Origin of the sequence: Demequina oxidasica (assembly GCF_000975115.1) — a bacterium.
GTDB classification, from domain to species: Bacteria; Actinomycetota; Actinomycetes; order Actinomycetales; family Demequinaceae; genus Demequina; species Demequina oxidasica.
This window is the reverse complement of sequence record NZ_BBRE01000001.1, coordinates 783,545-798,090: the sequence shown is the minus strand read 5'-3', so window position 1 is coordinate 798,090 and position 14,546 is coordinate 783,545. Positions and strand designations below refer to the sequence as shown.

Below are 14,546 nucleotides of genomic sequence, written 5' to 3'. Positions count from 1 at the left end.
CCCACGGGTTTTGTTTGCCCCCTGCGCTTACATCTGGACTTAGATTCGGCTCGAGAACTGCCCAGATGTAAGCGCAGGAGCCGTCGGCGGGGGTGTGGGAGCAGGGCTTACGCCCCACAAGTGGGTTGCGATTTGGCCCCTGTCATCCACCGACACGCGCGTCACTGTTGACGACTCTGGATTTTGGGTGGACAATCTCGCGATTCGGCACTACTCTGGGTAGTTGCGCTGTCTATTGCCCTGCCCTCAAATGCCTACCTGGTGTGCGTCCGCTCGAAAGTGGTTTCGCCCCAGGATCCGGTGGAACTGTGGCTTTTGACACGTGACCTGCTCGAATTAAAAAGGGAAGGACCCACCCTTGGCTGCCTTGCGCACCCCCACGGCTTCGGCCATCGCTAACCGCTCCGCATCACGACGAGTCTCATTCGCTCAGATCGCTGAGCCGCTTGAGGTTCCGAACCTCATCGGTCTACAGACTGAGAGTTTCGACTGGCTTCTTGGAAACGCCGCTTGGACTGCGCGCGTTGACGCAGCCAAGGAGGAAGGCCGCAACGACGTTCCGTTGACTGCCGGCCTCCAGGAGATCTTCGAGGAGATCTCCCCGATCGAGGACTTCGGACAGACCATGTCCCTGTCGTTCTCCGACCCCTACTTCGAAGAGCCTCGTCACACGCCTGACGAGTGCAAAGAGAAGGACTTCACCTTCTCCGCGCAGCTGTTCGTGACCGCTGAGTTCATGAACAACACCACGGGCGAGATCAAGTCGCAGACGGTGTTCATGGGCGACTTCCCGCTGATGTCGCCGCGCGGTACCTTCATCGTCAACGGCACCGAGCGCGTCGTCGTGTCGCAGCTGGTCCGTTCGCCTGGTGTGTACTTCGAGCGCACGCCGGACAAGACCTCCGACAAGGACATCTTCACTGCGAAGATGATCCCGTCGCGTGGAGCCTGGCTCGAGTTTGAGATCGACAAGCGCGACGCCGTGGGCGTGCGCGTTGACCGCAAGCGTAAGCAGTCCGTGACGCTGTTCCTCAAGGCCCTCGGCCTTTCCGACGAGGACATCGAGCGCGAGTTCAAGGAGTACCCCGCTGTACTCGAGACCCTCGCCAAGGACACCGTCCACACGCACGAGGAAGCCCTCGTCGACCTGTACCGCAAGCTGCGCCCGGGCGAGCCGCCCACGGTTGAGGCCGGTCAGAACCTGCTCGACAACTTCTACTTCAACTCCAAGCGCTACGACCTCGCGAAGGTTGGCCGCTACAAGCTGAACAAGAAGCTCGGCGTCGACAAGGCTCTGAACGATTCGGTCCTGAACGTTGACGACATCGTCGCCACCGTGAAGTACATCGCTGCCGCCCACGCCGGTCACTCGACCATGCCGGGCACCAACGGCGACGTGCGCGTCGAGACCGACGACATCGACCACTTCGGCAACCGCCGCATCCGCGCGGTTGGTGAGCTCATCCAGAACCAGATCCGTACAGGCCTGTCCCGTATGGAGCGCGTGGTGCGCGAGCGCATGACGACTCAGGACGTCGAGGCCATCACGCCGCAGACCCTGATCAACACGCGTCCCGTTGTTGCTGCGATCCGCGAGTTCTTTGGCACCAGCCAGCTCTCGCAGTTCATGGACCAGAACAACCCTCTCGCCGGTCTGACGCACAAGCGTCGCCTGTCCGCGCTGGGCCCGGGTGGTCTGTCTCGCGACCGCGCCGGCATGGAAGTTCGAGACGTTCACCCGTCGCACTACGGCCGCATGTGCCCCATCGAGACCCCTGAAGGCCCGAACATCGGCCTGATCGGCTCGCTCGCATCGTTCGGTCGCATCAACCCGCTCGGATTCGTCGAGACCCCGTACCGCAAGGTGCTCAAGGGCAAGGTCACGGACAAGGTCGACTACCTGACGGCCGATGATGAGGACCAGTTCGTTATCGCGCAGGCTAACGCCGGGCTCGCCGACGACGGTCGCTTCACCGACGAGCGCGTCCTCGTGCGCGCCAAGGGCGGCGAGGTTGAGTTGGTGGCCCCCGAGGCCGTTGACTACATCGACGTCTCCCCGCGCCAGATGGTGTCGGTCGGTACCGCACTGATTCCGTTCCTCGAGCACGACGACGCTAACCGCGCACTCATGGGTGCCAACATGCAGCGTCAGGCTGTGCCGCTGGTCCGTTCCGAGGCCCCGCTCGTGGGTACCGGCATGGAGCGTCGCGCAGCAATCGACGCTGGTGACGTCATCATCGCCACCAAGCCCGGCGTGGTCACTGAGGTCTCCTCGGATCTGATCACGGTGGCGAACGACGATGCGACGACCGGTTCCTACCGCGTCGCCAAGTTCCAGCGCTCCAACCAGGGCACCTCGTACAACCAGCGCGTGCTGGTCGACGAGGGCGACAAGATCGTCGAGGGCTCAGTCCTCGCCGATGGTCCGGCCACGGACGAGGGTGACCTCGCCTTGGGTAAGAACCTCCTTGTTGCATTCATGTGCTGGGAAGGCCACAACTACGAAGACGCGATCATCCTTTCGCAGCGTCTTGTGCAGGACGACACCCTCTCCTCGATTCACATCGAGGAGCACGAGGTTGACGCCCGCGACACCAAGCTGGGTCCGGAGGAGATCACTCGCGACATCCCGAACGCGTCCGAAGAGGTCCTCGCTGACCTCGACGAGCGCGGCATCATCCGCATCGGTGCCGAGGTTCGTGCCGGCGACGTGCTGGTCGGCAAGGTCACGCCCAAGGGTGAGACCGAGCTCACGCCGGAAGAGCGCCTCCTGCGCGCGATCTTCGGCGAGAAGGCCCGCGAAGTCCGCGACACCTCACTCAAGGTGCCCCACGGCGAGACCGGAACCGTCATCGGCGTCCGGGTCTTTACCGAGGAAGACGGCGACGACCTGCCTGCAGGCGTGAACCAGCTGGTTCGCGTTTACATCGCGCAGCGACGCAAGATCCAGGAGGGCGACAAGCTCGCCGGCCGTCACGGTAACAAGGGCGTCATCTCGACGATCCTGCCCGTGGAGGACATGCCGTTCCTCGCGGACGGTACCCCGGTCGACGTGATCCTGAACCCGCTGGGTGTTCCTGGTCGTATGAACGTCGGTCAGGTCCTCGAGACCGCTACCGGCTGGCTCGCCAAGAACGGCTGGGACGCGACGGACGCCAAGGGCGACTGGACCGCACAGCTGCCTAAGGGTGCGACCACTTCGGAGCCTGGACGCCCCGTGGCGACCCCGGTGTTCGACGGCTTGAAGGAAGAGACCATCAGCGGCCTGCGCACCGTCGTGAACCCCAACCGTGACGGTGACCGCCTGGTCAACGAAAACGGTAAGGCGCGACTGTTCGATGGCCGTTCGGGAGAGCCCTTCCCGGAGCCCGTCGCCGTCGGTTACAAGTACATCTTGAAGCTCCACCACTTGGTGGACGACAAGATCCACGCCCGTTCCACGGGTCCGTACTCGATGATCACGCAGCAGCCTCTGGGTGGTAAGGCCCAGTTCGGTGGCCAGCGCTTTGGTGAGATGGAAGTGTGGGCACTTGAGGCCTACGGTGCCGCTTACGCGCTGCAGGAGCTGCTCACCATCAAGTCGGATGACGTGCTCGGCCGCGTGAAGGTCTACGAGGCCATCGTGAAGGGACAGAACATCCCCGAGCCTGGCTTGCCGGAGTCGTTCCGCGTGCTCATGAAGGAGATGCAGTCGCTCTGCCTGAACGTTGAGGTTCTCAACGCTGAAGGCCAGCTCGTCGAGATGCGCGAGTCGGAAGACGACGTGTATCAAGCAGCCGAGTCACTCGGTATCTCCCTGTCCAGCCGTCCCGACGCTTCTAGCGTCGACGAGATTTAAGGAAGAGGACTGACTGTGCTCGACGTAAACGAATTCAGCGACCTCCGCATCGGCCTCGCTTCTGCAGAGGACATTCGCACGTGGTCTCACGGCGAAGTCAAGAAGCCTGAGACGATCAACTACCGCACCCTGAAGCCGGAAAAGGACGGACTCTTCTGCGAGAAGATCTTCGGCCCGACCCGCGACTGGGAGTGCGGCTGTGGCAAGTACAAGCGTGTCCGCTACCGCGGCATCATCTGTGAGCGTTGTGGCGTAGAGGTCACCCGCTCTAAGGTGCGTCGTGAGCGCATGGGACACATCGAGCTTGCCGCTCCCGTGACCCACATCTGGTACTTCAAGGGCGTTCCCTCGCGCTTGGGTTACCTGCTTGACCTCGCACCCAAGGACCTCGAAAAGGTCATCTACTTCGCTGCCTACATGGTCACCGAAGTCGACGTCGACGGTCGCCACGAAGACCTTCCTCAGCTCCGCAACGAGATTGAGGTTGAGAAGAAGGCGATCGCCAACCAGCGCGACAACGACATCAACACCCGCGCCGAGAAGCTCGAGAAGGACATTGCCGAGCTCGAGGCCGAGGGTGCCAAGTCTGACGTCAAGCGCAAGGTTAAGGACGGCGCAGAGCGCGAGATGGCGAACTTGCGCAAGCGCGCGGACGCTGAGATCGATCGCCTCGACGCAGTGTTCGACCGCTTCACGAGCCTGAAGGTCCAGGACCTCGAGGGTGACGAGCTGTTGTACCGCGAGCTTTCGCGTCGCTACGGCTCGTACTTCAAGGGTTCGATGGGCGCTCAGGCCATCCAGAAGCGCCTCCAGACGTTTGACCTCGAGGCCGAGGCGGAGTCGCTGCGCGACATCATCGCCAACGGCAAGGGTCAGCGCAAGACGCGTGCACTCAAGCGCCTCAAGGTAGTCATGGCGTTCCTGACGACCACGAACTCGCCCGAGGGCATGGTTCTGGACGCTGTCCCGGTTATCCCGCCGGACCTGCGCCCCATGGTGCAGCTCGACGGTGGCCGTTTCGCGACGTCCGACCTCAACGACCTGTACCGCCGTGTGATCAACCGCAACAACCGTCTGAAGCGTCTGCTTGACCTCGGTGCTCCCGAGATCATCGTGAACAACGAGAAGCGCATGCTCCAGGAGGCAGTCGACGCACTGTTCGACAACGGTCGTCGCGGTCGTCCGGTCACCGGTCCTGGTAACCGTCCGCTCAAGTCCATCTCGGACATGCTTAAGGGTAAGCAGGGTCGTTTCCGTCAGAACCTGCTCGGTAAGCGCGTGGACTACTCGGGCCGTTCGGTCATCGTTGTTGGTCCGCAGCTCAAGCTGCACCAGTGTGGCCTTCCTAAGCAGATGGCCCTCGAGCTATTCAAGCCGTTCGTGATGAAGCGCTTGGTTGAGCTCAACCACGCACAGAACATCAAGTCGGCCAAGCGCATGGTGGAGCGTTCGCGCTCCGAGGTGTGGGATGTCCTCGAAGAGGTCATCACCGAGCACCCCGTGTTGCTGAACCGCGCACCCACGCTGCACCGCTTGGGTATCCAGGCATTCGAGCCTCAGCTGGTGGAGGGCAAGGCCATCCACCTGCACCCGCTCGTCTGTGGCGCGTTCAACGCCGACTTCGACGGTGACCAGATGGCAGTTCACCTGCCGCTGTCCGCCGAGGCGCAGGCCGAGGCACGCGTGCTGATGCTCTCGAGCAACAACATCCTGAAGCCGTCAGACGGTCGCCCCGTGACCATGCCCTCACAGGACATGATCATTGGTCTCTACCACCTGTCGCTGCACAAGCCGGGCGTTACTGGCGAGGGGCTGACGTTCTCGTCGACCTCCGAGGCCATGATGGCGTTCGACTCCGGCACGATCGCGCTTAACGCAGAGATCTCGCTGCGAGTCGATGGAACCACCGTGCCGCCGGCCGACGTGACGTTGGACGAGGACCGCATTGCCGGCTCCGCGTTCACGCTCAAGACCACGCTGGGACGCGCGCTCTTCAACGAGCTCCTTCCCGTGTCGTACCCCTACGTCAACCGCAACGTTGACAAGAAGGTATTGGGCGACATCGTCAACAACCTGGCCGAGCGTTACCCCAAGGTTGAGGTTGCCGCATCGCTGGACGCTCTCAAGGCTGCCGGCTTCTACTGGGCCACTCGCTCGGGTGTCACGATCGCCATCTCGGACGTCGTGACGCCTAAGGGCAAGCAGGCCATCCTGGACCGCTACGAGACCCTCGCAGCCAAGGTGCAGGACCAGTACGACACCGGTCTGATCACTGACGACGAGCGTCGTCAGGAGCTCATCGAGATCTGGACGCAGGCCACCAACGAGGTGGATAAGGAAATGCGTGCAGCCTTCCCCGAGTACAACACCGTTCACACCATGGTGGGTTCGGGTGCTCGTGGTAACTGGATGCAGGTCCGTCAGATCGCAGGTATGCGTGGACTGGTGGCAAACCCCAAGGGTGAGATCATCCCGCGTCCGATCAAGTCGAACTACCGCGAGGGCCTGTCGGTTCTCGAGTACTTCATCGCAACTCACGGTGCCCGTAAGGGTCTCGCTGACACCGCCCTGCGTACCGCCGACTCGGGTTACTTGACCCGCCGTCTGGTGGACGTATCGCAGGACGTCATCGTGCGTGAGGACAACTGTGGCACCGAGCGCGGTCTGGTCATGCCGATCATCGAGGAGGACGCAGCGGGCAACCGTCAGCTCCACGAGCGCGTGGAGACCTCGGTCTTCGCACGCAACCTCGCGACGGACGTCCAGGACGCCTCCGGCACCACGATCGGCAAGGCCGGCGACGACATCGGGGATGCCCTGATTGACGCGCTAATCGAGTCGGGCGTGGAAGAGGTCAAGGTCCGCTCCGTACTCACGTGTGAGTCCGCTGTTGGCACCTGTGCCAAGTGCTACGGTCGCTCGCTCGCTACGCGTGAGTTGGTCGACATCGGTGAGGCCGTCGGTATTGTTGCCGCACAGTCCATCGGTGAGCCCGGCACGCAGCTAACGATGCGTACGTTCCACACCGGTGGTGTGGCATCGGCCGACGACATCACGCAGGGTCTTCCCCGTGTCCAGGAGCTCTTCGAGGCCCGTACCCCCAAGGGTGTGGCTCCGATCTCCGAGGTTGCAGGAAAGCTCAAGGTTGACGACTCTGAGGCCACGCGCCGCCTGGTCGTCACGCCGGACAATGGCGACGAGGTCATCGAGTACCCCGTCACCAAGCGTTCGCGCCTGCTGGTGCAGGACGGCGAGCACGTCGAGGTGGGGCAGCAGCTTGTCGCCGGTGCCGTAGACCCCAAGAGCGTGCTGCGCATCCTGGGACCGCGTGCCACCCAGAAGCACCTGGTGGACGAGGTCCAGCAGGTGTACCGCTCGCAGGGTGTGGAGATCCACGACAAGCACATCGAGGTCATCGTGCGGCAGATGCTGCGTCGCGTGACCGTGCTTGAAGCTGGAGATACCTCCCTGCTTCCCGGTGAACTCGCGGAGCGTTCGCGCTTCGAGAACTCCAACCGTGAAACCGTGACGAAGGGTGGAAAGCCGGCATCGGCCCGCCCCGAACTCATGGGAATCACCAAGGCGTCTCTCGCGACCGACTCGTGGCTGTCGGCGGCCTCCTTCCAGGAGACCACCCGCGTCCTCACGGAGGCGGCGATGTCCGGAAAGTCGGACCCGCTGCTCGGCCTCAAGGAAAACGTCATCCTCGGAAAGCTCATCCCCGCCGGTACCGGTCTGCACCAGTACCGCTCGGCGACGGTCGAGCCCACCGAAGAGGCGAAGTCCAACCTGTTCCCAACCTTCGGTTACGAAGAGTGGGACGGACAGTTCTTCAGCGAGGGTACGGGCGAGGCCGTTCCTCTCGAAGAGTTCGAAATTCCTCGCGACTAGCACTACGTCAGGGCCAGCGTTGGTAACTTCGCTTTGACGCGGACGCGGGTGACGGGTATCTTAGATACTCGTGCCCGCGTCGGCGGGCCCCTTGCGCGCGCCTTCACCGGAGCGCCACGATCATGAACGACACGCCCGAGCGCGGGGGTCGGACATGACACATGAGATTTTCACCAGTTTTCACACGAACTAAAAGACGGAGAAGCAGTGCCTACGATTCAGCAGCTGGTCAGGAAGGGTCGCCACCCCAAGGTGACCAAGACCAAGACCCCGGCTCTCAAGTCGAGCCCCCAGCGTCGCGGAGTGTGCACCCGCGTGTACACGACCACGCCCAAGAAGCCGAACTCGGCTCTGCGTAAGGTCGCACGTGTGCGCCTCTCGACCGGTATCGAGGTCACCGCATACATCCCCGGCGAGGGTCACAACCTCCAGGAGCACTCGATCGTGCTCGTGCGCGGCGGTCGTGTGAAGGACCTCCCCGGTGTTCGCTACAAGATTGTTCGCGGCTCGCTTGACACCCAGGGTGTCAAGGACCGCAAGCAGGCTCGCAGCCGTTACGGCGCGAAGAAGGAGAAGAAGTAATGCCTCGCAAGGGACCGGCGCCTAAGCGTCCGATCATCAACGACCCCGTATACGGCGCACCTGTCGTCACCCAGCTGATCAACAAGATTCTGCTGGACGGCAAGAAGTCCGTATCCGAGGCCATCGTCTATGGCGCTCTCGAAGGCGTGAAGGAAAAGTCCGGCCAGGACCCCGTCACTGTCCTCAAGCGTGCGCTCGAGAACATCCGCCCCGCACTCGAGGTCAAGTCTCGCCGCGTTGGTGGAGCGACCTACCAAGTGCCCGTGGACGTTCGTCCCGTGCGTCAGACCACCCTCGCGCTGCGCTGGTTGGTCGACTTCTCGCGTCAGCGTCGTGAAAAGACCATGACCGAGCGCCTCATGAACGAGATCCTCGACGCGTCCAACGGCCTCGGTGCCGCGGTGAAGCGTCGCGAGGACATGCACAAGATGGCGGAGTCCAACAAGGCCTTCGCTCACTACCGCTGGTAGTCAGAAAAGTTTAGGGAGAACCACTCGTGGCACAGGACGTGCTTACGGACCTTACGAAGGTCCGCAACATTGGCATCATGGCGCACATCGACGCCGGCAAGACCACTACTACCGAGCGCATCCTGTACTACACGGGCGTGAACTACAAGATCGGTGAAACCCACGACGGTGCGTCGACGACTGACTGGATGGAGCAGGAGCAGGAGCGTGGCATCACCATCACGTCCGCTGCTGTGACGTGCTTCTGGGAGAAGAACCAGATCAACATCATCGACACCCCCGGACACGTTGACTTCACGGTCGAGGTGGAGCGTTCGCTCCGCGTCCTCGACGGTGCTGTCGCTGTGTTTGATGGCAAGGAGGGCGTCGAGCCCCAGTCCGAGACCGTGTGGCGTCAGGCCGACAAGTACAACGTTCCTCGCATCTGCTTCGTCAACAAGATGGACAAGCTGGGCGCGGACTTCTACTACACGGTTCAGACCATCATCGATCGCCTGAAGGCTATCCCGCTGCCCATTCAGCTTCCCATCGGTGCTGAGAACGACTTCATCGGCATCGTCGACCTCGTCGAGATGAACGCCAAGGTGTGGCGTGGCGAGACCGACCTCGGTGAGGCATACGAGACTGAAGAGATCCCCGAGGACCTCAAGGAGAAGGCTGCGGAGTACCGCAACATGCTTCTCGAGGCTGTCGCTGAGACCGACGATGCGCTCATGGAGCGTTTCTTCGCCGGCGACGAGATCACGGTTCCCGAGATCAAGGCTGCGATCCGCAAGTTGACGGTTGCCGGCGAGGCGTACCCGATCCTCTGTGGCTCCGCGTTCAAGAACAAGGGCGTCCAGCCGATGCTCGACGCAGTCATCGACTACCTCCCGAACCCGCTTGACGTGGGTGCGATTGAGGGTCGCGACGTGCGTGACGAAGAGAAGATCATCGAGCGTCACTCCGATGCAACCGAGCCCTTCTCCGCGTTGGCCTTCAAGGTTGTTTCGCACCCGTTCTTCGGCAAGCTCACGTACGTGCGCGTTTACTCGGGTCACCTCGAGTCGGGCGCACCTATCCTGAACGCCACCAAGGACAAGAAGGAGCGCATCGGAAAGCTCTTCCAGATGCACTCCAACAAGGAAATGCCTGTCGAGACCATCTCTGCCGGTCACATCTACGCAGTCATCGGCCTGAAGAACACGACGACGGGTGACACTCTGTGCGACCCGGCGAACCCGCTGGTTCTTGAGTCCATGACCTTCCCCGAGCCGGTTATCGACGTCGCCATTGAGCCCAAGACCAAGGCCGACCAGGAAAAGCTGTCGATCGCTATCCAGAAGTTGGCCGAGGAAGACCCCACGTTCCGCGTGAAGCTGGACGAGGACACGGGCCAGACCGTCATTGGCGGAATGGGCGAGCTGCACCTAGACATCCTGGTTGACCGCATGCGTCGCGAGTTCAACGTTGACGCCAACGTCGGAAAGCCCCAGGTCGCGTATCGCGAGACCATTAAGGGCATTGCGGAGAAGGTCGACTACACCCACAAGAAGCAGACGGGTGGATCCGGACAGTTTGCAAAGGTTCAGGTCCGTTTCGAGCCTCTCGAGTCCGAAGAGGGCGAGCTTTACGAGTTCGTCAACGGCGTCACGGGTGGTCGCGTTCCTCGCGAGTACATCCCGTCGGTCGATGCTGGTATTCAGTCCGCTATGGAGCTCGGCGTCCTCGCCGGCTACCCCATGGTGGGAGTGAAGGCCACGCTGCTCGATGGCGCTTACCACGACGTCGACTCGTCGGAAATGGCCTTCAAGATTGCCGGTTCGATGGTGTTCAAGGAAGGCGTCAAGCGCGCCAAGCCTGTGATCCTCGAGCCCGTGATGGCCGTCGAGGTCCGCACGCCCGAGGAGTACATGGGCGAGGTAATCGGCGACATCAACTCACGCCGTGGTCAGATCCGACAGATGTTGGAAGCTACGGGTGTGAAGGTGATTGATGCCCTCGTGCCACTGTCAGAGATGTTTGGTTATGTCGGGGACCTGCGTTCAAAGACGCAGGGTCGCGCGGTGTACTCGATGACTTTCGACAGCTACGCTGAGGTCCCCAAGGCAGTCGCCGAGGAGATCATTGCAAAGACCCGGGGCGAGTAGTCCCACCGGTTGAAATAGAAATAAACAAACGACCAGTAGGGAAGCTGCACGCCCCGCAATAGCCAACGGCTAGCGCTAGACGTTAAGATTCACTACCCGAGTCTCTAAAACTAATCAGGAGGAAGCCCAAATGGGTAAGGCCAAGTTCGAGCGGACCAAGCCGCACGTCAACATCGGAACCATCGGTCACGTCGACCACGGTAAGACGACGCTGACCGCCGCCATCTCGAAGGTCCTGCACGATAAGTACCCGGACCTCAACCCCTTCACGCCTTTCGAGGACATCGACAAGGCTCCTGAAGAGCGCGAGCGCGGTATTACGATCAACATCGCGCACATCGAGTACGAGACCGAGAAGCGTCACTACGCACACGTAGACGCCCCCGGCCACGCTGACTACATCAAGAACATGATCACCGGTGCTGCGCAGATGGATGGCGCAATCCTCGTGGTTGCCGCGACGGATGGTCCTATGGCCCAGACGCGTGAGCACGTTCTTCTCGCGAAGCAGGTTGGTGTTCCTTACCTGCTCGTCGCACTGAACAAGTCCGACATGGTTGACGACGAGGAAATCCTCGAGCTCGTCGAGTTCGAGGTTCGCGAGCTGCTCAGCTCGCAGGGCTTCGATGGCGACAACGCACCCGTCATCCAGGTCTCAGCACTCAAGGCACTTGAGGGCGACGAGGCTTGGGCTGCCAAGGTTGGCGAGCTTATGGACGCGGTGGACGAGAACGTCCCCGAGCCCGAGCGCGACATGGACAAGCCGTTCCTCATGCCTATCGAGGACGTCTTCACGATCACCGGTCGTGGAACCGTCGTCACCGGCAAGATCGAGCGCGGCAAGCTCAAGATCAACTCCGAAGTCGACATCATCGGCATCAAGGACACCCAGAAGACCACGGTCACGGGTATCGAGATGTTCCACAAGCAGATGGACGAGGCGTGGGCCGGCGAGAACTGTGGCCTCCTGCTCCGCGGTACCAAGCGCGAAGACGTCGAGCGTGGACAGGTTGTTGTTGCCCCCGGCAGCACCACCCCCCACACCGACTTCGAGGGCAAGGCGTACATCCTCGACAAGAGCGAGGGCGGCCGTCACAACCCGTTCTACACGAACTACCGTCCCCAGTTCTACATCCGTACGACTGACGTCACGGGCGTCATCACGCTGCCCGAGGGCACCGAGATGGTTATGCCTGGCGACACCACTGAGATGACCGTTGCGCTGATTCAGCCCATCGCCATCGAAGAGGGACAGGGCTTTGCAATCCGTGAAGGTGGCCGTACCGTCGGCTCCGGCACGGTGACCAAGATCATCAAGTAGTTCGCATAACCCAAGCGTTCCCCAGATGCGGGGTCCGGTACCATCCGGGCCCCGCATCTGCACGCTAGCCGCTAGGTTCCACCCTCGGTGTGAGGGGAGTCACGGAACCACGGTTGGTATGCCAGGCAAAAATCTGGCATAATATTCAGGTTGCCCATTGCGGGCAGCCATCACACTCACCAACGACTCGCCGAGCAATCGGTAAAGCTCGCGTGCGAAGCAAATGCGCGACACGCCCGAGCGCGGGGGTCGGTGGTGATGACCACAGATTGACGAGAGAAAAGGCAGAACCACGCCATGGCGGGACAAAAGATCCGCATTCGGCTGAAGAGCTACGACCACGAGGTCATTGACTCCTCAGCTCGCAAGATCGTTGAAACGGTCACGCGCGCCGGTGCTTCAGTGGTGGGACCCGTCCCGCTGCCCACCGAAAAGAACGTGTTCTGTGTAATTCGTTCGCCCCACAAGTACAAGGACAGCCGCGAGCACTTCGAGATGCGCACTCACAAGCGCCTCATCGACATCGTGGACCCGACGCCCAAGGCAGTCGACTCGCTCATGCGTCTCGATCTCCCGGCCGACGTCAACATCGAGATCAAGCTCTAACGAGCTGTTAAGGACTTCACTCAACATGACTACTTCCAATGCCCAGCGCAATGTAACTGCGCTGCTAGGTACGAAGCTGGGCATGACGCAGGTGTGGGACGCCGAGGGACGAGTTGTTCCCGTAACGGTCGTCCAGGTAGACACCAACGTTGTGACTCAGGTGCGGAACGCAGAGACTGACGGCTACAGCGCCGTTCAGCTCGCCTTCGGCGCAGTTGACCCTCGCCGCGTGACCGCGCCGCTGAAGGGCCACTTCGACAAGGCAGGCGTTACGCCTCGCCGCCACGTTGCCGAGGTTCGCACCGCGAACGCCGCCGACTACACGCTCGGACAGGAAATTGCTGCCGATGTGTTCGAGGTCGGCCAGCTCGTCGACGCAACAGGCACCTCCAAGGGAAAGGGAACCGCCGGCGTTATGAAGCGTCACGGATTCCACGGCGTAGGCGCCTCCCACGGTGCTCACAAGAACCACCGCAAGGCCGGATCGATCGGTGGCGCTTCGACGCCGTCGCGTGTGTTCCAGGGCATGAAGATGGCCGGACGCATGGGTAACGACCGCAAGACCGTGCAGAACCTGCAGGTCCAGGCAGTCGACCTCGAGCGTGGCCTGGTGCTGCTCAAGGGTGCCGTTCCCGGTAACAAGGGTGGCGTCGTACTCATCCGCTCCGCAGTGAAGGGCGCGTAACTCAAATGACCAACACTCAGACTGTCGACGTCGTCGACGCGAAGGGCAAGAAGGCCGGCACCGCCGAGCTTCCCGCCGAGGTCTTCGACGTCGTCACGAACGTCCCGCTGATCCACCAGGTTGTCGTCGCTCAGCGCGCCGCAGCTCGCCAGGGTACGCACGCAACTAAGACGCGTGCACAGGTATCCGGTGGTGGCCGCAAGCCTTACAAGCAGAAGGGAACCGGTCGCGCTCGTCAGGGCTCGATCCGTGCACCTCAGTTTGCTGGCGGTGGCATCGTCCACGGACCGCAGCCGCGCGACTACTCGCAGCGCACGCCCAAGAAGATGAAGGCCGCTGCACTTCGCGGTGCCCTGTCCGACCGGGCTCGCGCCGACCGCGTGCACGTCCTCAAGAGCGTCGTCTCCGGCGACGCACCCTCGACCAAGAACGCTATCGCCGCAATCGCTGCGGTGACGGCCGGACGCCGCGCACTCATCGTGCTCGAGCGGACTGACGAGCTCGCCTGGAAGTCGTTGCGCAATGCGCCCGACACCCACGTGGTTTCAGTCGGCCAGCTCAACACGTACGACGTGCTGATCAACGATGACATCGTGTTCACGGCAGCTGCGCTCGACGCGTTCCTCGCAGGCCCCGCCAAGGGAGCATCGGCTAAGGCCGTTGCGACCGAGTCCGAGGCAGCCGCTACCCAGGCGGAGGAGACCAAGTGAGCCACCTGAACAAGAACCCCCGCGACATCCTCATCCGACCCATCGTGTCGGAGAAGAGCTACTCGCTCATGGATCAGGGTAAGTACACCTTTGAGGTGGACCCCCGCGCCAACAAGACCGAGATCAAGATTGCCGTAGAGCAGATCTTCGGTGTGAAGGTGTCGTCGGTCAACACCATTAACCGCAAGGGCAAGACGCGCCGCACGCGCTTCGGCCTTGGCAAGCGTAAAGATGTCAAGCGCGCAATCGTCACCGTTGGTGGCGGCGAGGCTCTCGACATCTTCTCCGGCCAGGTCGGCTAGGTAAGGACAGGA

At 61.9% G+C, this 14,546-nt stretch carries 10 protein-coding genes; all 10 read left to right on the top strand.

The window, feature by feature from the left end; translation table 11 throughout:
- The first annotated feature begins 358 nt into the window (after positions 1-358).
- Positions 359-3,838, top strand: coding sequence for a DNA-directed RNA polymerase subunit beta (rpoB, locus tag AOP77_RS03695; RefSeq protein WP_062209477.1), 3,480 nt, complete (start codon positions 359-361; stop codon positions 3,836-3,838).
- A gap of 15 nt (positions 3,839-3,853) precedes the next feature.
- The gene (locus AOP77_RS03690) at positions 3,854-7,729 is read left to right on the top strand and encodes a DNA-directed RNA polymerase subunit beta' (protein WP_062209474.1); all 3,876 of its coding nucleotides are present in this window, start codon (positions 3,854-3,856) and stop codon (positions 7,727-7,729) included.
- A gap of 207 nt (positions 7,730-7,936) precedes the next feature.
- Positions 7,937-8,311: a 30S ribosomal protein S12 gene (rpsL, locus tag AOP77_RS03685; protein ID WP_061963541.1), complete on the top strand. Its 375-nt coding sequence runs from the start codon at positions 7,937-7,939 to the stop codon at positions 8,309-8,311.
- The gene (rpsG, locus tag AOP77_RS03680; RefSeq protein ID WP_061963543.1) at positions 8,311-8,781 is read left to right on the top strand and encodes a 30S ribosomal protein S7; all 471 of its coding nucleotides are present in this window, start codon (positions 8,311-8,313) and stop codon (positions 8,779-8,781) included. The genes rpsL and rpsG overlap by 1 nt, the downstream gene beginning before the upstream one ends.
- A 26-nt stretch (positions 8,782-8,807) precedes the next feature.
- Complete coding sequence (gene fusA, locus AOP77_RS03675) at positions 8,808-10,910, top strand: elongation factor G (RefSeq protein ID WP_062209468.1); 2,103 nt, start codon at positions 8,808-8,810, stop codon at positions 10,908-10,910.
- A gap of 130 nt (positions 10,911-11,040) precedes the next feature.
- Positions 11,041-12,231, top strand: coding sequence for an elongation factor Tu (gene tuf / locus AOP77_RS03670; RefSeq protein ID WP_061963547.1), 1,191 nt, complete (start codon positions 11,041-11,043; stop codon positions 12,229-12,231).
- 297 nt (positions 12,232-12,528) lie between these two features.
- Positions 12,529-12,837, top strand: coding sequence for a 30S ribosomal protein S10 (rpsJ, locus tag AOP77_RS03665; protein WP_042213186.1), 309 nt, complete (start codon positions 12,529-12,531; stop codon positions 12,835-12,837).
- A gap of 25 nt (positions 12,838-12,862) precedes the next feature.
- Entirely contained in the window at positions 12,863-13,522 is a 660-nt protein-coding gene (rplC, locus tag AOP77_RS03660; RefSeq protein ID WP_062209465.1) for a 50S ribosomal protein L3, read from the top strand.
- Between the two features lie 5 nt (positions 13,523-13,527).
- A complete protein-coding gene (rplD, locus tag AOP77_RS03655; protein ID WP_062209462.1) occupies positions 13,528-14,232 on the top strand; it encodes a 50S ribosomal protein L4 in 705 nt (234 codons plus the stop codon).
- A complete protein-coding gene (rplW, locus tag AOP77_RS03650) occupies positions 14,229-14,534 on the top strand; it encodes a 50S ribosomal protein L23 (protein ID WP_061963554.1) in 306 nt (101 codons plus the stop codon). The genes rplD and rplW overlap by 4 nt, the downstream gene beginning before the upstream one ends.
- Positions 14,535-14,546 lie beyond the last annotated feature (12 nt).